This is a genomic window from Actinoplanes sp. NPDC051411 (assembly GCF_040682075.1).
Taxonomy (GTDB): Bacteria; Actinomycetota; Actinomycetes; order Mycobacteriales; family Micromonosporaceae; genus Actinoplanes.
In genome coordinates this window covers 1-20762 of the sequence record NZ_JBFBAD010000047.1, presented here as the reverse complement: position 1 = coordinate 20762, position 20762 = coordinate 1, and the positions used below count along the sequence as shown (strand labels likewise).

Annotated in this window: 13 protein-coding genes; 10 read left to right on the top strand and 3 right to left on the bottom strand. The window is 65.6% G+C overall.

Annotated features, from left to right (window positions below; genetic code table 11):
* Positions 1-90 precede the first annotated feature (90 nt).
* From AB0M88_RS25280 to AB0M88_RS25265, 4 genes are all read left to right on the top strand, one after another.
* Positions 91-1050, top strand: a complete 960-nt coding sequence (locus AB0M88_RS25280) for a hypothetical protein (RefSeq protein WP_364106243.1) — start codon at positions 91-93, stop codon at positions 1048-1050.
* Between the two features lie 401 nt (positions 1051-1451).
* The gene (locus tag AB0M88_RS25275) at positions 1452-3326 is read left to right on the top strand and encodes a hypothetical protein (RefSeq protein WP_364106241.1); all 1875 of its coding nucleotides are present in this window, start codon (positions 1452-1454) and stop codon (positions 3324-3326) included.
* A gap of 512 nt (positions 3327-3838) precedes the next feature.
* Positions 3839-4375 carry a hypothetical protein gene (locus AB0M88_RS25270; RefSeq protein WP_364106239.1) on the top strand — a complete coding sequence of 179 codons (537 nt, stop codon included), beginning with the start codon at positions 3839-3841 and terminating at the stop codon, positions 4373-4375.
* On the top strand, positions 4372-5409 hold the full coding sequence (locus tag AB0M88_RS25265; RefSeq protein ID WP_364106237.1) for a site-specific integrase: 1038 nt from the start codon (positions 4372-4374) through the stop codon (positions 5407-5409). Before AB0M88_RS25270 ends, AB0M88_RS25265 begins: the two co-directional genes overlap by 4 nt.
* A gap of 15 nt (positions 5410-5424) precedes the next feature.
* Here the strand turns inward: AB0M88_RS25265 and AB0M88_RS25260 are convergent, their stop codons facing one another.
* Both AB0M88_RS25260 and AB0M88_RS25255 read right to left on the bottom strand, forming a co-directional pair.
* Positions 5425-6546, bottom strand: a complete 1122-nt coding sequence (locus tag AB0M88_RS25260) for a site-specific integrase (protein WP_364106235.1) — start codon at positions 6544-6546, stop codon at positions 5425-5427.
* Entirely contained in the window at positions 6530-6907 is a 378-nt protein-coding gene (locus AB0M88_RS25255; protein WP_364106233.1) for a hypothetical protein, read from the bottom strand. The genes AB0M88_RS25260 and AB0M88_RS25255 overlap by 17 nt, the downstream gene beginning before the upstream one ends.
* A gap of 717 nt (positions 6908-7624) precedes the next feature.
* Between AB0M88_RS25255 and AB0M88_RS25250 the strand changes: the two genes are divergently transcribed.
* The 6 genes from AB0M88_RS25250 to AB0M88_RS25225 all read left to right on the top strand — a co-directional run bounded on the left by AB0M88_RS25250 (position 7625) and on the right by AB0M88_RS25225 (position 19660).
* Positions 7625-8278, top strand: a complete 654-nt coding sequence (locus AB0M88_RS25250; protein WP_364106231.1) for a hypothetical protein — start codon at positions 7625-7627, stop codon at positions 8276-8278.
* Between the two features lie 763 nt (positions 8279-9041).
* Entirely contained in the window at positions 9042-10268 is a 1227-nt protein-coding gene (locus AB0M88_RS25245; protein WP_364106229.1) for an IS701 family transposase, read from the top strand.
* Positions 10269-10622: 354 nt separating this feature from the next.
* On the top strand, positions 10623-16496 hold the full coding sequence (locus AB0M88_RS25240; RefSeq protein WP_364106227.1) for a putative Ig domain-containing protein: 5874 nt from the start codon (positions 10623-10625) through the stop codon (positions 16494-16496).
* A gap of 9 nt (positions 16497-16505) precedes the next feature.
* Positions 16506-17003, top strand: a complete 498-nt coding sequence (locus tag AB0M88_RS25235) for an Imm1 family immunity protein (protein ID WP_364106225.1) — start codon at positions 16506-16508, stop codon at positions 17001-17003.
* A gap of 77 nt (positions 17004-17080) precedes the next feature.
* Positions 17081-17497, top strand: a complete 417-nt coding sequence (locus tag AB0M88_RS25230; RefSeq protein WP_364106223.1) for an Imm1 family immunity protein — start codon at positions 17081-17083, stop codon at positions 17495-17497.
* 1152 nt (positions 17498-18649) lie between these two features.
* Positions 18650-19660, top strand: a complete 1011-nt coding sequence (locus tag AB0M88_RS25225) for an ATP-dependent DNA ligase (RefSeq protein ID WP_364106221.1) — start codon at positions 18650-18652, stop codon at positions 19658-19660.
* 801 nt (positions 19661-20461) lie between these two features.
* Here the strand turns inward: AB0M88_RS25225 and AB0M88_RS25220 are convergent.
* Positions 20462-20762: ATP-binding protein (locus AB0M88_RS25220; protein ID WP_364106219.1), on the bottom strand; the 301-nt coding region annotated here is incomplete at its 5' end.

The window sequence follows — 20762 nt, the reverse complement described above, 5'->3', positions numbered from 1 at the left end:
GCTACCAGATCATCCTTGACTTCGCCCGGGGTTCGGTCGCGCGTGCGCGCGGGAGCCCAGCGGCACCCCCTGCCCGGGAGGGCTTCACACATGACGAGCTACAGCGTGCTCCCCAACGGCCCACGAACGATCGTGGTCGCGACCTGGTCGGGTGACTCCTGCGACCAGAGCGCGAAAGTTACTACCCTGGACGACTGCATTCAGGCCCAGCGGCTGGCTGCGATGATGACCGGACTTTCCGAGTATGTGTGGGAGGCGGCCGCCTTCCTTGATAGCCACCCAACCATCGAGGAAGCGATCGGTCGTCTTGTGGCGCAGCTACGTCAGCCGCAGGAGACCATCAGCCCGGTGCCCGTGAATGCCGTCGACGGGTGCCGGCACCGCACGGAACCGAGCCACACCGGCATCGAACGGCTCCTGAACTTCGAAGCCCCCGGGATGCTCAGCACCCTCTCGCGCGCACAGCGCCTGACCATCGCCGACGAGCTCGTCACTGACGCTGCCGCCCGTACCGAAGCGCTGCGTACGCTCCCACACGGCAAAGACCCGGCCGCTGACTCCCGCGTCTGGCAGATGTGCGAGGTCGGCCGATCAACACGCACCGGCGAGGACGGGCCGCTGCCCGAAGGCGCCGCAAGCTGGATCACCCGGGCGTGGGGGCCTGAGCAGAGCCCGGCACGGCGATGGGGCTGCCGCGAGCAACTCGTCCGTATCGAGCAGCTTGTCGCGGCGTGCATCGCGTCCGGCGGCCGGGCCACAGCGGAACACGATCCTTTGGAAGCGCACCTGGTCTTCGGCGACCCGCTCGACGAGCAACCAATGCGGGTGTTCTACGTGCACCCCCAACAGAAACGACGCGGCGAGTGGGCAGACGATCCGTTCACCCCCTTGGTCATCAAGGAACACGTCGACGGATCCGGCGTGCGCACGCTCGGGACGGCACCCGCGACCGACGACGACGGCTTCGCCACGCTGCTTGGGAAATGGACTCGCACCGTGCCATACCTGCGGACGACGGACACGTTCGTGGACCCCGCCAGCTTCGATTGAACAACCGCGACCTCAGGCGCAGGACGAGCGCGCGCGAAGAACGGCCGCGACATGGCAGTGCCGCCCGGATGCCAGGCATGGTCGAGATGGAGACCGCATGCCACGGAGGCAGGAGCTGGCTGGGTCACCTATTCCTTGATTACGGGGCGGCCGGCGCCGCCGCGCTCTGGCGTCAAGTTGCCTAGCGGCCTCGCCACCACAGCGGCGAGAGGCTGACGGCCGTTTCGGCGATCCGGGCTGGTCTCGGGGTAGAGATCCCTGCGTGCTGAGTCGATCAAGCCGTCGGTGCGCGTAACGCCGGTAGCGCAATGCTCGACTGCGGCAGCCAACGACGGATCGAACAAATGTTCCAAACCGTGCCACTATGGACACCGAGTAGCGTGGAAATTACGATCCGTGGCATGGGAGGCGTTGATGCGACTCCGCAAGCCGTGCCGTTCGCGTCGGCGCATCCCTACCTGTCCCTGACCATTCTCGAGATCACCCTGGATGATCCACGACTGGGCTTCCGTCGGCTGATCGAGGAGCTCGGCAAAAAGGGCCTCAAGAGCAGAGCCGGACAGCGAAGCCTCGCCGCCTCCGGCATCGGCGACGACTTTTACTCGACCGACGGCGTTGAATGGCTGACGAACCCGGCCTACGACCTCGACGCACTCATCATTCGCTGCGATCAGGAACCCGGCTGGGCCCCGGAGTCGTCGGCCTACCGGAACATCGAATACAAGATCGTCGTCGCGTTGCGGCGCAACAAGCTGGTGGCGATACATACCGACCTGTCCTCGCTGAAAGATTCGATCCAGTCGTGGCTGGACCGGAGGCCACCACCGCCATTCCGGCGCATCAGCGAAGGCGTCATGCACGCCGCTTTCATCCGAGGCGACACCAAGGGGCTGTGGCTACGCGGCACCCACGCCAGGCGCACCACCAAGGCCGACAGCAAGAACCTCAGTGGCCGCCGCCTCGAGGACGCCCTGCTGCCGCACGAGGACTCGTCGTTCGCCATGGGATCAGCCAGAACGATGCTGCCGACCGACCTGGGCCTGGGCGCGCTCACAGGAATACTCGGCACGACGCCGAGGAACTCTCAGATCTGGTCATCGCCAACCGACGGAGCAGTCGACTTCCTGGCCAAGGCGAACGACGCGCTGATCCTGGTGGACGGCATCCTGGACAAGGGCATCTCCGTGGCGCAGCCCTTTCCGCTGCTCGCCCGCCGCGAACAGGATTTTGATGCCGTCTTCGGCGCCTTCGATCTCTCACTGCTCGATCCCGACAGCATCGCGCCGGGCATCGCCAACGGGATAGAGATCCTCGAGTCGGCCACCCTGTTGTCGGAAGCCGGCATCAGCGTCGACGGCTCCTCGAGTTCCCCCAACTTCACCCTGCATGTCGGCCTCGACGGCTCACTGGACGGGGCTATCGGCGGCCAGCTGGTCGAGAAACACGGGACCGCGTCGTACAGCTTCGGCTTCCGCGGGGAGCCCACCAACGGCCCACCGGTCCGTCGGATCCTCGAGGCGTTGAACGCGCATGGCAACGAGCTACTCACTATTTACTACGAGTCCGGACACACCGTCGTCGACAGGTCCCTGTGGAAGCGGGAACTCCGCATCCTGCCTTTCCCAAACTGGGAATTCTTCGACTTCGCCGACTTCGCCATCGACTGCGAGAAACCAGCCGTCAAGGGAGACCAGGCCATCCATGACGCGACCGCGCAGCCAGGCGACAACTCTCTGTTCGGTTGGGTGGTGAGACACTTCAGCAACGGATGGCTGATCTGCGACGATGGAAGCGGTGAGATCGCTGACTTCGTCCACCTCTCCGACGAACCTGACGCCAAGCTGAGCTTGATCCACGTCAAGGGAGCCGACTCAACCGGGATCAGGCGGCAAGTCGCCGTCGGTCCCTACGAAGTGGTCGCCAGCCAGGCAGCGAAGAACTCCCGCTACCTCTCACCAGACGCCCTGCGTACGGCATTGGAGAACCCGCGCATCGAGCACCCCGCCTGTTGGACCAGCGGGCGGCGCGTACCAGATCGTTCGGAATTCCTGGAAATGCTCAGCTACCGGCGATCGGTCGACCCCAACCACGTCGTCATCATCCAGCCACACGTCAGCGAACTGCTGCACGCCCAGGTGCGCAACGAGCGTGAACGAGGCCTGGACCACAGCCACGGCGTCCTGCGCATGAGCTTGCTGGAGGCCTTGCTCAACACGGCCCGATCCGCCGTCGTCGGGTCGGGCTCCGATCTGTACGTCTGGGGCGCGAAGCTGTGATTTGCCGGATGCGCGGGACCCCTCCACTCTGCTCAGTGCAACAACGGGTCAGCTCACCGCCCAGCTCGGCGCGCCGGTCGAGTCCTCGCTGCCGTTCGGCGAAAACCTAAGGTGTCGACTGCGCACCCTGGGATCGGTGATGGAGACATACCGGGACCAGCGGGCTCACCACTTCGACCTTCCGCTGATGGCGAGGCGAGGCGGCCGTCGGGCATCGATCGAGACCGGCTGCGAGGCGGGTCAGGCCGGCCGGCCGGCGGTAGCGGACACGTACGCCGGCGAATCCGCTCCACAAGGGATGTCGAGGTGTCTGCGCGGACCTGCAACCGCTGCAGCGCAACGAGATGAGCCTTAGTCCATCCACCAGGGACGGCCTGCTATAGTTCACGCATGCGCACTCAATCTGCGCACAGATGCGTCGTACACGTGTTCGAGTCCCCCTCCGGACACAATCCTGGTGCACTCGTGCACTATCCGACGTAGGCGGGTTCAAGCATCCTTGAACCCGCCTTTTGAGCATCTACCGCATGGTCAAAACCGGTCAGCCGGGTCTGGCGGTGGTTGCCGTGGCTGACGCCCTCTCCGCCGCCGTCATCCCCTCGCTGATACCGCCTGGCAAGGCAGAGGCAGCTCGCTGGCAGGCTCCGGCGGCGCCGATGCGGCGGCCGCCGCTCCCGTTGATCAAGCTGACGGAAAGGCGTAAAGGCACCGCGGTCTACGGGCTGACGACGTTGGGCCACAACGGCCGGCTCGCCGATAACAAGGTCTTCGGTGCGCTCGGCTGGGTTGCCGATGTCCGGCTCGACATTCGCCAGAGTGCGAATCTGATTCTGGTCGCCGCCGACGAGCACGGGCTGTTCGGGCTCAACAAGCTGGGACGTTTTCATCTGCCCGCCGCGGCCCGGAACTTCTGCCGGCTCCACACCGGTGACCGGCTGTTGCTCGCGGCCTATCCCGACGGTGGCCTGCTGGTCGTTCACGCTCCCGCGGCGCTGGACGAGGTCGTGGAGCGCGTCTACGCCGAGGCCCTTGAGGGTGAGAGCCGATGAATAGAGCATCGCTCGATTCGGCAGGGCTCGAGGCGGCTCGGCTGCTGCTGGAACGAATGGGTATCTCGCCGAGCGATCTGCTGGAGGCCGGGCCGCCCCGGCCAGCAGCACCGACGTTCGCGGAGTACGTGCCCATCGTGCGCGCTTCGATCAGCACCGGGACTTTGCGCTGTTACGGAACGTATTTCGATCGGGTCGTGGCGCGGTGGGGGTCGCGGGGCATCGATCAGGTGAATGCGTCCGATGTGCGCAGCCTCGTGGCCGACATCAAGGCCGATGCCGTGCAGCGCCGAAACTCGCGCGGCGGGCGCAGCGCCGCGGAGAACGCGATTTCGGCGCTGCGGTGCCTGTATCGGCGGGCGGAGGCGGACGGGTATCTGAGCGAGGCGGAGAACCCGGCGTTGAAGGTGGCGAAGCCGAAGCGTCTGGTGAGTACACGGCGGGCGCTACCGGACGCTCGTCTGGCGGAGATCAACGAAGTGGCGGTCGGCGGCGGTGACGACCCGGCGCTGGACGGCCTGATCATCCGGCTGCACATCGAGACGGCGTGCCGCCGTGGCGGCGCGCTGGGTTTGCGGCCGATGGATTTGGACGTCGAGCAGTGCTTGATCATGCTGCGGGAGAAGGGCGGCACGTTTCGGTGGCAGCCCGTTTCGCCAACCCTGATGTCGCACCTGGTGTCGCATGCGGTGGAGCGCGGGGCCGCGTCGGATGGTCAGTTGCTGCGGTATCGGCGCGGGCGCGGCCCGATCACGTACCGGCGGTACGACCATCTATGGGTGCGGATCGGTCTGGCGCTGACGTGGGTGGCGGTGCAGCAGATCAGCACCCACTGGCTGCGGCACACCACGTTGACGTGGGTGGAACGAAACTTCGGTGCTGCGGTGGCACGGGCGTACGCGGGGCATTCGGAGAGCGGCGGCGGTGACGTGGGGACGATCGCCGTCTACACGAAGGCGAGCATGACCGAGCTGGCGGCGGCGCTGTCTGCGTTGACGGGTGAGCCGCATCCGCTGTGTGCCGCCGGGTCGTAGCTCGGATCGGGCGTGTCAGGCGTTGGTGATGGATGGGCCGGGGTTTCCGGCGGGAAGCTCCGGCCCGGCCGTTTCGTGGTGTCGCCAGTACGTGAGGGTGTCCGGTGAGCTCGTCATGGCGGGCAGGGCGAGCGGGTGCGGTTCGCCGGTGAGGGTGGACAGGGCGAGGGCGATCTCGTAGATCTGGGCGCGGACGTAGGTGGCGGTAGTGCCTATGCTGCGGCCGTCTTCGTGGCCGGCGTAGGCGCGGGCGACGGCGTAGCCGAAGCGGCGTTCCACCCAGGTGAGGGTGGTGTGGCGTAGCCAGTGGGTGCTGACCTGTTGCACGGCGACCCAGCGCAGGTGTTTCCCGAGTCGTTGCCACAGGTAGTCGTATCGCCGATGCGTGATCGGGCGTCCGCGGCGGTAGCGCAGGATCTTGTCCTCAGGATGCTGGCCGCCGCGGTGGGCGAAGTGGTCGAGCAGTGCGCGCATGAGGGTCGGCGAGACGGGCTGCCAGCGGTCGGTTTCACCCTTCTCGTGAAGGTGAATCAGGGACTGTTCGGGGTCGAGGTCGGCTTTGGTGAGTGCGAGGGCTCCGGCTCTGCGGCATGCGGTCTCCAGGTGCAGGCGCAGGATCAGGCCGTCGAGGTCGGGGTCGTCGCCGGTGGTGGTGGCGATGCGAAAGATTTCGGTGAGTTGGTGGTCGGGGAGGCTGTGGCGGTTGCTGGCGAGCCGGCGTGGTTTGGGCACGCGGATCGCTGGGTTATTGGCCGCGCTGATGAGGCGGTCGGCTTCAGCGTGCTTGTAGAGGCAGCGCATGGCGGAGATGAGGTGTTCGGCGGCGCTGCGGCCGCCGCGTGAGTTGCTTCGCACGAGCGCGTCGTCTTTGACGCGCTGGGCCAGGGTGTTGACTTCGGTGGCGGTGGGTTCGTCGAGGCGTCGTGTCCCCCAGGCGGCGCGGATCTTCTCCCAGTAGGTGCTGTAGGCGCGTCGTGTTCCGTCGTTGACCGCATCGGAGACCCGGTCGATGTACTCGTCGAAGGTAGGGACGGCTTCTGCTGGTGGCGCGCCTTCGAGTAGCTGCTCGGGTCGTAACCCGAGCCGGGACAGCAGCAGGCGGGCGGCGGCCAGCTCGGGGTCAGCTGAGATAGCCATCGGCCGTCCTGCCGCGGTGGTCCGGGATTCGGCTTGCGACCATGTGGTCGACTGCGGAGAGCGTCCAGACGACGAGTCGGTCATGGTTGGGGTAGGCGGCGACGAGCACTTGGTCCCGGTAGCCGATATCGCAGCGATGGCGGACGGCGGCGGGCAGCATCAGGAATCCGTCGCCTGTGATCGCATGATCACCGGCGGGAACGGCGTACACGGTGATGGTGTCGATGGAGGCGTCGAGCGATAGTCGCTGCCCCGGAGCCCAATGCAGGTTCTTGAGCAGAGACCGGTCGGCGAGTCGTCCGTTATGCCCGACCGTGGTAACCGTATAGGAGACAGCAGCGTCTCGCGTACGTTGGGGCAACCGGGGCACCGGGAGCCCGGGTTCGCGCGATGAACTGCCGGCCCTCGGCTGTCTGGCTTCTGATTCAGGTCGTCCGCGCGGCGCGAGCCACCCACTGGTCATGTTCCGCGTCCATCCGTCGTCACCACAGGCAGCCTCGGGATGGCCCGCAATGTCAGCGAGCCGCCGGCCATGGTGGACTGCAGCACCTGTGAGCGATCGGCGCGCACCGGACGTACATGGCACATCGCAGTCGCCGAGGCGGGTCTCATCTCATCAGCCCAGCATGGGAATGCGGTCGCGAGGAAGGTGACGGACCTCGTCATCGCCTGACGGGCGGTGTCAATCCCTGACGACCTGCCTGCCCAGTGGGCTGGGATCCGCGCTCGGCGACTTTGTTCACTCGTCGGGGTGATCGTCGCTGGGGCGTCCAGCGACGTTTCGGTCGCCGCTCCCCCACCTACCCCGTCAACCCCCGTCACCCTCCGTCATCTTCCGCCAAGCGCGCTTGAGCGACGACCATGAGCCTACGGACACACGGCAATTCCGCGTGTTGCTGTTCCGAGCGGCGGCTGGTCGAAGCCTTGAGGGGATGTCCGCCCTGACCAAAGGCATGTGCACCTGTGGGGTCAATTCTTCTGCAGCCGCTAGAACGGCCGACGTGAACGTCTCGGTGGTAGGCGGGGTCGACAGGCCCCTAGAGCCGCCGGCCTACGGAAGGGAAAGGTAGGACGCGCGATGAACAGTTCACCTGCAAGCGGTTACGAGACTGAGGAGAGCGAGTGGCGGGCCGATGCGAAGCGTTACGGATCGCTGATCGGCGACGTCGAACTTCGGGGCTGCGATATCCCGGACAACGAGGACGCTTCCGCTCTGGTCACCGCCGGCGCCCTGGTGCTGGCGTCCACGATGTTCATCGACGAACTACTCGACGACATCCGTCTCCTGGCGGAGGTCGGCGGCACCGTCGCTGATCACGACGGTAGCTTCCTCGCGCTGGAAGAACTTCCGCCGCAGCTCGCTCACCACTACGACGGTAGGTTCGCGAGAAAGTTCCTCATTGCAGCGGTCGGGGTAACGAAGGGGCTAACAGCTGCTCGATGGAGGCCCCCGGCCTGCGTGGCGGAGGCTCTCGCCATGCACGTCATCGTCGCGCGGACCACCGATCTCCTTCTCGACCACGGCGTCCTCAACGACCAGCAGGCGAAGAACCTTGGTGCGCAATTCCAGGACGTAATCTTCGACGACACGGATTTCGAGTTTCTCTACCGACCCGAGGCTGAAGACGAGGCGAACCAGCACGCCGACGTCTGGCGCAGCGTGTCCGTGCAGTCTTGGTTCCAGCCAGCCTCGACCGAAGGCATCCATCCATTCCTGGTGGACACTCCCTGAGTTGACTTGTTTCTCGACGATCCCCCGAGGCGGAAGGACACTCGGTTCCCGACGAGCGATCGGCCGCGGTCTCAATGCACCCAGCCCGCAACCCGTAGCCCTACACCTGCAGCATCGCCGCACCAATCGCACGCCACACTGGCAGTGTGGGGGTCAGGGGTTCGAGTCCCCTCAGCTCCACCCTTCTGAGCAGGCAAAATGGGCCGGTTCTCTGTCCACAGAGGACCGGCCTAAGAAATTTGTTTGCACATGTTTGCACTGAGCGATCTTGAACTCGAGTCGGCGGACAGGGGTGGGGTCCGCTTTTGATCTTGCATTTACCTGGTCTGACCTGCGGAAACTTCCGTTCCAACAGGCGTGCACGCAAGAGCGTGCACGCCTGAAGCTCATGTCCGGATCCGGCTTCCAGTGATGCATATCACAGAATAACCTAAGTCGGCGCTTACCATCCGAATGTCTGCTGCGGCGGCGCCCCGCGGCGCGGCCGGCATCTATCCAGACGGGCTCCTTGCCAGCCACGGCTAGGGCTCGGATCGCCTGGAGGGCCGCGCCCGTCGGCTAATCTCCTTTTTTGCGCCTAGGACTGCGGGTGGCTGCTTGAAGGGCGATACGGTGGGCACCCGCTCGAAGGAATTTTAGCCCCGAACACTCGGAATGGTTCGCCGGTAGAATGCTTTTCGCTTTGCGGAGTCCGGGAGTAGGCGTCCCGGTACTACATTTCAAGATCTTCGTGACTGGTGGCGGGGTTGGTCGTTGACTCCACGTGGCTGAGACAGTGACGGTTGTGGATCTTGCTGGTTGGGATGCGGAGCTTCGGTTTCTGACCGACGGGCTGGGATGTCTGTTCAAGCGTCCGGAGCCGCGGGTGACGTTCACTTTGATGGTCCGGGCGTTGCTGGCCGATGTGGCGAAGAAGAATTCGTGGGGTCTGGCGGAGTACGCCGGGTTGCCGACGCCGCAGGCGTTCGAGCATCTGCTCAACGGGGCGAAGTGGAGTGCTGACGAGCTGCGTGACCAGCTGCGCGGGTATGTCCTTGGCGGGCTGGCTGATCCGGGTGGGGCGTTGGTTCTGGATGACACCCAGGCGATCAAGAAGGGCGTCAAGAGTGTCGGGGTGGCACCGCAGCACTGCGGGGCGACCGGTCAGGTCGAGAACTGCCAGTGCATGGTGATGCTGTCGTATGCCTCGTTGCACGGGCACGCGTTCATCGACCGGGAGCTGTATCTACCGGCTTGCTGGACCGACGATCCGCAACGCTGCCGGGACGCCGGGGTGCCGTCCGGGCGGGGCTTGGTGACCAAGCCCCAGCTGGGGATCGCGATGCTGGCCCGGACCCTGGCGGTCCTGGCCGATGATCCGGCGTTGTCGTGGAAGTGGCTGGTCGCCGACTCCGGTTACGGACGCGACGCCGGGCTCCGCGCGTTCTGCCATCAGCAGGCCGTCGCCTATGTCCTCGCAGTCCCGCGCGACCTGCGCCTTCTCGACGTCCGCGGCAGATCGTCGCGGGTCGACGCGCTGCTCGCCGACACGGATCCGCAGGCGTGGCAGCAACGCTCGGCCGGCGCTGGCAGCAAGGGCCGGCGCTACTACGACTGGGCCGCGCACGCGGTAACGGTCAAGGGCCAGCAACCTGCACCCGGGTTCACCCAGACCCTGCTGATCCGCCGGGCGATCACCCCGACGGTCACCGCCAAACATCCGGACGGGATCTACGAGATCGAGTACTTCCTGGTCCACGCCCCGGCTGGCACCGCGATCACCGCGATGATCACCGCCGCCGGGCTGCGATGGAACATCGAGGACGACAACAAAGCCGGCAAGGACCAACTCGGCCTGGACTCCTACCAGGTCCGCAAATGGGACCCCTGGCACCGCCACGTCACCATCAGCATGCTCGCCCACGCCTTCCTCGCCGTCACCCGCGCCGGCCTGGGAAAAGACCCCAGCTCCACCCCGACGACGACCAGCCCGGCAGCCCCGGCCCGCTGATCGGCTACAGCCTCGCCGCGATCCGCGGCCTGCTCGCCGCCACCACCCTCGCCCGCGACTGCCTCGACTGGGCCGCGACGATAACCCGAGACCTATGGCGTCGCGCCCACCAAGCCAGAGCCAAAATCAGCCACTACCGACGCAGAGGCGACCCGCTACCAAAAGATCTATGAATGTAGTACACGGCAGCCTCTTTGCTTTACCTGGGCATCGTGCCGGAGCGGCAGATTCGTCCGGACTGGTGATGGCGGTCGGCCGATCAACGCTGTGGGTCCTGGGCGTTCGAGGGAACCGCATTGAGGGTGCAAATCGGTAATTTCGCATGGTCTTTTTCCCTGTGAAAGGCCTGTTCGAATGGTGCTTCCCCGGCTCCTCGCCCCTGGTTCCGCTGCCGCGGGCCGCGGCGGTAAGTCGCGTCGTCTGGTGAGTGTGGCCGTGCTGGCCGCCCTGTCGATGCTCCTCACGTTCATCGTTTCCCCACCCGCCTTTGCGGCGACCTCGCCGGTGGTGACCAATCCGGGCAGCCAGTACAGCGGTGTCAACCTGCCCGCCTCGCTGCAAGCGGCCGCCTCGGGTGGGACCGCCCCGTACACGTGGTCGGCGACCGGGTTGCCGCCGGGGCTCGGTGTCAACTCCTCGACCGGGCTGGTGTCGGGTACCCCGACGGTGGCCGGCACGTACGCGGCGAAGCTGACCGCGAGCGACAGGTCGAGTCTGACCGGTAGTGCCTCGTTCACCTGGGTGACCGGTGTCGCGGCGACGGTGGCGAACCCGGGCACGGTGGCCGGGGTCAAGGGCACCCTGGTGTCCAAGACGATTACCGCGACCGGCGGCCGGACCCCGTACGTGTGGTCGGCCACCGGCCTGCCACCCGGGGTATCGATCAACTCCTCGACCGGGGTGGTCAGCGGCACCCCCACCATCGCGGCGGTGTCGACGGTCAAGGTCACCGCGACGGATGCGAACAAGATCCCTGGCAGCACGAGTTTCTCGTTCGACGTCGCCGCGGCCGCGCCGGCGGTCACGAACCCGGGCACCCGGCAGGGCACCGTCGGCCGCAACAGCTCGCTGAGCCTGGCCGCGACCGGCGGCACCGCCCCGTACACGTGGACGGTGACCGGGCTGCCCGCCGGTCTCACCCTCAACTCCACGGCCGGCGCGGTCACGGGGACGCCGACCAGCGCCGGGACCTCGGGTGTGTCGGCGAAGGTCACCGACAGCGTGGGCCGGACTGCGACCGGCACCTTCAGCTGGGTCGTCGCGGTCGCGCCGGCGGTAACCAATCCGGGCACGCTGACCGGCACCGTGGGCGTGGCGGTCTCGCGCACCATGACCGCGACCGGCGGCACCACCCCGTACACGTGGACGGCCATCGGTCTGCCGGCCGGGGTGTCGATCAACTCCTCGACAGGGGTGATCACCGGCACCCCGACCACGGCCGGCACCTCGAGCGTGACGCTCACTGCGACCGACACCACCACACGGGCCGGCAGCAGCACCTTCACCTGGACGGTCGAGACCGCGCTGACGGTGGTGAACCCGGGCACCCAGCAGAGCACGATCGGTCAGCCGGTCACGGTGACGTTGTCCGCCGCCGGCGGCACGAGCCCGTACACGTGGTCGGCCACCGGTCTGCCCGCCGGGCTGTCGATCAGCACCAGCGGCGTGATCACCGGAACCCCGACCGCCGCCACCACTTCCAGCGTCGTGTTGACCGTCAAGGACACCGCCGGGCGTACCGCCACAGCGAACCTGTCCTGGGTCACCGCGACCGGGCCGTCGGTCGCTAACCCGGGTCCGTTGACCGGGACCATCGGCGCCGCAGTGGCGACGACCGTCACCGCAACCGGCGGCCGCGCGCCCTACACCTGGTCGGCCAGCGCCCTGCCCGCCGGTCTGTCGCTCAACGCCAGCAGCGGCGCGGTCACCGGCACGCCCACCACAGCCGGCACCACCACGGTCACGATCACCGCTAAGGACGCCGACGGCCGCACCGGAGCCACCTCGTTCACCTGGGCCATCGCCACCCCGGTCACCCTCACCGATCCGGGCCCGCAGAACAGCACCACCGGGGTCACGGTCTCGACCACGCTCACCGCCACCGGCGGCACCAGCCCCTACACCTTCACCGCCACGGGTCTGCCCGCCGGCTTGGCCATCAACCCGGCCACCGGCGTCGTCACCGGCAGCCCGACCACGACCGGCACCACCACGACGGCCCTCACCGTCACCGACACGCTCGGGCGCACCGCGAGCGCCCGCGTCGCCTGGACCATCGCCGCGCCGCTCACCCTGACCGACCCCGGCCCGCAGATCGGCACCGTCGGCAAACCCACCACCGTGACCCTGACCGCGACCGGCGGCACCAGCCCCTACACCTTCACCGCCACCGGCCTGCCCGACGGGCTGAGCATCAACCCGGCCACCGGGACCATCACCGGCAGCCCGTCCACACCCGGCCCGGACACCGCGGCCGTGCAGGTCACCGACACCGCCGGCCGCCACGACAACATCACCGTCCGGTTCAGCATCGCCGGGCCGGTCACCATCACCGACCCCGGCACCCAGAACGCCACCACCGGCGAGAGCGCCACCCTCACCCTGACCGCCGCCGGGGGCGACGGCACCTACACCTTCGCTGCCAGCGGTCTACCGGACGGCCTGGCCCTCGACCCCGCCACCGGCACCATCGCCGGTACCCCGACCGGCACCGGCACCTCGACCGTCACCGTCAAAGCGATCGACGGAGCTGGGCGCGCTGACACCCTCACGCTCACCTGGATCGTGACTGCACCGGTCACGATCGCCGACCCCGGCACCCAACACGGCGTCCTCGAAACCGCCGCTGTGCTGACCCCCAACGCGACGGGCGGCAGCGGCCACTACAAGTGGACCGCCACCGGTCTACCGGACGGCCTTACTCTCGCCCCGGCCACCGGCACGATCACCGGTTCGCCGACCACGGCCGGGGGCTTCACCACCACCCTGACCGCCACCGACGACCAGCAGCAGGCCGCCACGATCAGCTTCGGCTGGCAGATCGGCCTGCCCGTCGCCCTGTCAGCACCGGCCGACCAGAACGGCACCCTCGGCCAGCCGGTCTCGATGCCGAACCTCGCCGCCGGTGGCACCGCCCCCTACGCCTTCACCGCCACCGGCCTGCCCGCCGGTCTCACCATCGACCCGGCCAGCGGAACGATTGCCGGCACCCCCACCACCGTGCAAAACACCGTCGTCACGGTGACCGCGACCGACACCACCGGCGCGGCCTCGACAGTCAGCTTCACCTGGATCATCGCGGTCGTCCCGGCCCTCGGCCCGGTCGCCGATATGGCCAGCACCACCGGCACCCCGGCCGACGGGCACGTGACCGCCACCGGCGGCATCACCCCCTATACGTTCACCGCGACCGGCCTGCCCGACGGTGTCACCCTCGACCCGGCCACCGGCGCCTTCGGCGGCGCCGCCACCACCGCCAGCACCACAGCGGTCACCGTCACCGTCGCCGACGCCGGCGGACGCACCGCGAAAACCACCCTCAACTACAAGGCCTACGCGGCGCTGCCACAGAGCCCGATCATCGGCCAAGGAAAGGTCGTCCATCTCGCCGCGGTCGCCAACGCCAACGGGGTGACCGTCCTGCACGGCAACATCTACACCGGTGTCGCCGACAAGGTTGTCAAGATTGGCGCGGACGGTGTCCCACACGACCTCGCTGGCGGTGGTACGGGCAATTGTGACGGCGCCGATGTCAAGCTTGGGGCAACCTCGGTGTTCGCCAACGATGGCACGTTTATCTACGCCAGTACGGCCTCCTGCGGGATTGTCACGATCGAACCGGACACCGGCGCCGTCAAGCGTGTCGCCCCGGGCTACTTGAGCGCATCGCAGGCCTACAACCCGACCCTCGCCGGGCACTACCTGTACACCGAAGACACCAACTGGAACCTCAATCGAACCGACCTGACCAGCGGAAGGCCGGCCGCGCTGACCAGCGTGAGCCCTTACGCCGTGCTGGTCGCCGACGACGACAACGTCTGGGATACCCAGGCAAACCTGACGAAGTATCCGCTTGCCGGCGGCGCACAGACCACCACGCGGATATCCGGTCAGCTCATCAGGACGATCGCCGTTGGCAACTACCTCTACGGCGTCAACGGAAACACCCTCGACCGCCTCGACAAGCGCGATCTCACCACCCGGATCGTCGCTGGTCTTGGCGCCCACGACGACCCGCCGCTCTACAACATCACCGGGCTCGCGGCAGACGACGGCAAACTCTATGTGGCCGACAGCTACGGCATCTCCGAAGTCATCGCGGACGCCCTCACTGCAACGCAGACCAACGCCAACACCGACCTCTGGAAATACGGCCAAAGCAACACCCTCAACAGCTCACTGCCTGCCGGCGCCGCCGGCATGACAGCCCTAAACGGCATGGTCTACACCGGCGCCAGCACAGAAATCCTCAAAACCGACATCAAGACCGGCGTCACCGAGACCTTCGTCGGCGGCGCTGCAACCGGCGGCTGCGACACCGCTAACGGCGCCGCCGCCTCCTTCAAATACGCCGACGTCCTAGGCAACGACGGCCACCTCATCTACGCCAGCACCAGCTGCGGCGTCATCGCCATCACCCCGAGCGGGGCACTACACACCATCCCCTTCTACTCCATGCAAGCCGGCGGTGCCGTCGGCGGCCACTACCTGTACCTCGAAGACAGCTGGCAACACCTAGTCGCCTACGACCTCGAAACCGGCACCGCGGTCACGCTCGGCACTCTGTGCGCCTGGTGCTACATCACCGCCGACGACACCAACGCGTGGGAGTACGACTACGACTCCCACCAACTCATCAAGATCACTGCCCCAGCAACCCGCGGCATTCCCGTCACCGCTGATCCCACGGCATTCACCGTCGTCTCAACCAGCACCAGCAACGACGGCAACGAATCACTGTGGGGTCTGACCAGCATGGGCGGCTACATCTACCTCGCCCAGTCCGTCCCCATCGACGGCACCACCACATACCAGACCGTCCTTGCAGCAATGAGCAAGACTGACGGCTCCTACCACCGCGTTCAAACGCTCACCACCACCAGCATCCCCATCCCAATGTGGGGCGGACAACCCGGCGGCCTAACCGCCGATGAATCCGGCAAAAACCTCTTCGTCATCGACATCCAACGCAGCGCCTGGTCACTTCTGAATGTCAGCATCACCACCGACCCCGCCACCGACCCCAACCGCTACATCACCGCCGACACCATCTTCGTACCATCCAACAACCAACAGGCCACGGTCACCGCAGACGGAAACGACCTCCTACCCGACGGCCCTCGCATTTCCTGGGACCCCAGCACCGGGCTCTGCGTCACCAACTGCGACGCAATCCACGTGTGGCGCCAGAAAATCTACGACGCCCACGACAGCGTATGGAAAGACATCGACTGCACGGTTCTGGAAGTGCCCGTCAAAGACCCGATCGGCGGCAATTCCCCACCGGTCAGGGCAGATTGCACGCCCGAGCAGTACGAGAAAGCCCAGATGGCTGCCTGGGTCACCCAGCAAGACTACTTCAATTTCTCCGACGGATCCCTGAGCACCAATTTCAAGCTGAAAATCGCCGAGTCAGCATGTATCCAAAGCGCGGTCAACCTGGGGTCTTGCACGTTGGCAAACATGCAGGATGCTGCATCCAGGGCGGCCAACAATATTTCGGAAGTCCTGGGCTCCCTTGCGATCATCCTTGGCGGAGGTAAATTCCTCGAACCTGGTGAATACCCGGAGTTCGTCGACAAGGCATTTGACGAACTACCCCCGTTCATCAGCAAGACTCGAGGCATCGCTTACGGCGAAAACGGGGTTGAACTCGATCCCGAAAACGCCGAAATCAAGGAAAGGGATGGAGTTGTAGGCGACTATCTCATTAGCGGCGATTTCGGCAACATCTCCGGCGAAATACTTGACTTCTTCAGGGTAAACCATCCTGAGCTTCTTGACAGTGAGGGCAACCTTGCCGCCACTTCACACACCGAAGCAAAAGTTGCATGGTGGATGCGCAAGTACAATGTCAAACAAGTCGACCTCGTCATCAACAACCCGGACGGCGTATGCGGCGGCCCGCTATCCTGTGACACGGTGCTTGACAAGATCCTGCGTCCCGACCAAACGCTCCGCGTCTGGTCACCCGCAAACTTCACGCCCGACATTTTCCCAAAGCCGTAAGGAAGAAGCATGCCACTCAACGTCTGGGTAAGAGGGGAACATCACGTCGCGCACGGCTGGGATGAGATGTCGGAAGAAGTCGAAACCATAATGAACACTCTCGGCTACGAGCAATACGTGACGATGGGACGACGCCAGGTCCGAACCTTTGTTCAAAACGCCAAACTTTCGTTCTCTGACGACCTTCTCTGGGTCGGAATCAACAATCAGACCGGATATGGAGCTTTGATATGGCTCGCCCTGGCAAGCTCCCCAAAGAAGGGCGGAATCTACAATTACACCTGGGTGTCCGACAACCCGAATCCACCCACAACTGACCCCCAAGTCATCGCAGACCCGAGTGTTGTATATTTTCACGACCCGCGCAACGCACTCCCACTTGCCGACATACGCACGGCACTAGAGGAGTACTGCCGGACCGGAACCGGCGACCGGCCCGAATCGATATCCTGGGTCCGAGGCGGAACCGACGGACGGCGATTTGACGGCAAAGCCAGCACTGACTAGCAGCTCGTCAATCGATGGTCAGGACAGCCCATAGACGTCGAAGGGGAAGGCTGACCAAATGGAAATTAAGGAATTTCATGGCAATCAGCGTTCTGCTTGATCGGCAAGAAATACTGCCGAAAAATCCTGATGACGTCGCGGCAGTAATTTCACGGATCATGAACAACCGCGATTCGGAGGCCGCGCAAATATCTGTCGGCGGCGACGACCTCCTCATCGTCAGCGTAAACAGCGAGACAGGCTACGGTGCCATAGTCTGGTTCGTCTCTCGCGGCTCGGCCCGCAAGGGCGGGATTTACGACCACGTTTGGATATCGGACAATCCCAATCCTCCGCAATCAGATCCACGCGTCTTCGCCGACCTGCAATCCGCGATCTACCACGACCGGCTCAGCACTATTCCGGCGCCTCAAGTCCAAAAGGCACTGGAAGAATATTTCGAAACCGGCACAGGGACCGTCCGCAATCCATCGAATGGGTCAAAGGACACATGACAGGTGAACGGCTAACCAGCTCAGAAGACGCCAAATGACGGCCCTTTCCGGAGCGATAGCATGCCGGGACTCGCATCTTCGCCTTACCGGCAAAGTCGCTGAAGGGCTCCGATCAGATCTATAATCCAAAATCGATGCTTAAAGGCCGGAGGGCCAGATCCCCGGCCTTTAAGCATATTCGAGACGGCCCGAAGCCCGGCGGGTTCGGATCCGGCTCGGTCCGCTATCGCCCTGCTCGCGATGGCGTTCGACCGATTTGGCTGCATTCCAGTCCTCGGCTACGCGGTCGGCGTCGCCACCGCAGACTGAGCACGACAACCCAGTCGGTGAACCCACTGATTCCACCGAAGCCCCGGGCAGTTGCAGAAGGCGATCGAATGCCTTGGTCAGCGGCACTTCGCGTTCAACGACCATCCAGACGGCTCAGAGGTTACTGACTTCGGAGAACGGCGGACGCAACGCGCTGCCCATGCCTTTTTCGCTACAGCGCTGAACCGATGCGCAAGGTCGATCCCGGCTGCTTATAACTCTCGATGTCGTTGAGCATCGTTTAAGTCTGGTCCGGCATTCAAGCGTCGCAGCCCGGCAACGACTTATCGTCGGACATCCATCACACGGTTCGTGCCAGAGCGCGAAACTCTCGAGCAAAGGCAGACCCCTAACCATGCGAGACGCCGGCCTCATCGAGTGTCAAACCCCAGCCTGCATAGCCGCTTGGCCGTGGTCGCGTAGCCAGCAGCTGCCCGGCGTAGGCGAGGAACAGCCAGCCTGGTTCGACGGCTCCGGCGGCTGCGGCGAGCTCGCCGAGTAGTCCGGCGAACGGCTCAAGCGCGCCGGGTTGGCAGCCGTCCGGTGTCGTCGGTGACGAACCGGCGCAGCAGGGCCGGGCGTCGCCACCGGGCTGAACGCCACCTGATGCGCGGCCGGCCCGTGCGGTCGCTGTCCGACGTCGGCGGTCCAGAGCCCGAAGGATCCAGTGGTGGCCGGATCAGTTCTAACGAGACCGGATCAGATCCATTGAGAACTCACACCCCGACACATCCAGCCTGACCTGCGCTTTTACGATCGGCAAGGTCGAAGATCGAATTACAAGCCAGTAGTTCGCTGCCCGCGGAGCACCTCGGCCCGTTAGCGCGGCAGGTTCGTCCTTCGGTGGGCGTCGCAGGCCCCGATCACGTCGAATTCGCCTGTGTGAGCGGCTTTCCAAGCTCCGCCAAAACGGCGGTTCTCGCAGGTCAAGCGTTTGGTTACGCGGTTAGCGTCGGGTTTTCGACCGTCGAGGGGACACCGATGTTGCGCTGGCCTGTCACGCCGGTCAGCGCTACGCCCAACCCCTCGCTGCCTGAGATCGCGAAAGCATCGACGGCCTACGAAATGAAGTGGGACGGTTTCCGGGCGATCATCTGGCGCACCGACGCCGGGATACGCGTGCAGTCGCGCCACGGTGTTGATCTCAGCGCCTTCTTCCCTGACCTGGTCGAGCCGTTGACAGCCGCGCTTCCACAGCGGACCGTCATCGACGGCGAAATCATCGTCTGGAACATCGAGCGCGGCCGCTGCGATTTCTCTCGCCTGCAACGCCGCTTGGTCGCCGGCCGGGCGCTGCCACGGCACGTCCGCCAGCATCCCGCCCACCTGGTGGCGTTCGACCTGCTGCGGGATAGTCGCGGCGTCGATTTGCTTGACCAGCCGCTGACTACCCGCCGGGCCAAACTCGAGCGGCTGCTGCACAACACGCCGCCGCAGGTCGTTATCTGCCCGCAGACCAGCGACCGGGATGTTGCGCTGGGCTGGCTGAACGACCTGGGTGTCGCCGGCGTCGAGGGCGTGGTGATCAAGCCGGCGGCCAGCCGTTACCGCCCGGGATCCCAGCTGTGGACGAAAGTCCGTACCCGCGACACCACCGAGTTCATCATCGGTGGGGTCACCGGCACCCTGCAACGGCCAGCCACTTTGCTGCTCGGACAATTCGACAACCACGGAACTTCCGGTTCGTCGGGCAGACCCATCCGATCACGGCTGAACACCGGCAGGATTTGCGCCGCGTGCTGCGCGGCCTGCCGTTCCTCGGGTCGGGCGCCGGTCATCCATGGCCCTGCCCTTTGCCTGCAGGGTGGACGCCGAACTTCGCCGAACGGCAGCCACTCGCGTTTATCCCGGTAGAGCCCACCGTCGTCACCGAAGTTGAAGTCGACACCGCGCGCGACGGCCCGTTCGGTCGCCTCCGGCATCGGGGCCGTCTGGTCCGGATCCGGCTTGATCTCCAGCCGGCAGACGTCACCAGAAGCGGCGCACATACCCAGCCCGGCCAAGCAGTCGCGGACGCGAGTGGCCCGTTGGCCGACACAGGACATCCCTGACGGAACGTCAGGGTCGGTTCCAGGCCTCCGGCCGACGCGAGGGCAGACCATTCGCGGCTCGCAACGGTCAATTCAGCCCAGTAGTCGCCGCGGAAGTTGCCGCGCGTGTCCACCGGCTGACCCGGCCGGGTGGCACCGTGCCTCTCCAAGGCCCGGGGCGTACCTTTCATCGAACTCGCGATCCCAAGACCTACCGCGCGTACCTACTTCATTTCTACCGCGGATCCCCGGGAACTCGCCGGACAGGTCTGTGACGTCCCCTCGGTTGTGAGCGCGAGTAACGGTCCCGCCCAGGTGTTGATCTTGCGAGGGAAGATGATCCCGGCCGATCCGCGGGCCTTGAATCGCGTCGGGCGGTCCGTACCGAGATGCGATCTGCCGGTGCCGTGTCGGATGGGGTTTCCCGTGCTTCTGCTCGCTGGCGAGGCCAACGAGCGGCAGGAATGGTTGCACCGCCAGGTAGGCACAGTCATCCGAAGCTCCCCGCCGGATCCTCCTGCCCTGCTGCGGGCTGCCGCCCTGTGGTGGGTGAAAAGGTGGCTGGCTGAAGGGGTGAGGACTCTGTCGGGTGCATCGTCGGACTGGCTTGGGTCCTGGCTGGCGGCTATGTACCCGAACGCGCGGTTTCGTCGACGTCTTCCGGGAGATGGGTTGCGGCGGGCAGGGTCACGGTGAAGCAGGCCCCGGTGGGCTGGCCTGGTTGGTAGCTGACGTGGCCGCCGTTGACTTCGGCGAGGCGTTGCACGATGTAGAGGCCGAAGCCGCTGCCCTGTGCGGCCGTGCTGGTGGTGGCTTGGGTGAATCGGTCGATGTCGGCGCTCACGGAATTCCCCACCTGTAGCGGTCTGACGCTCACGTAATTCCCCACCCCGTCGCTCACGTAATTCCCCAGGTGGGATAGCTGG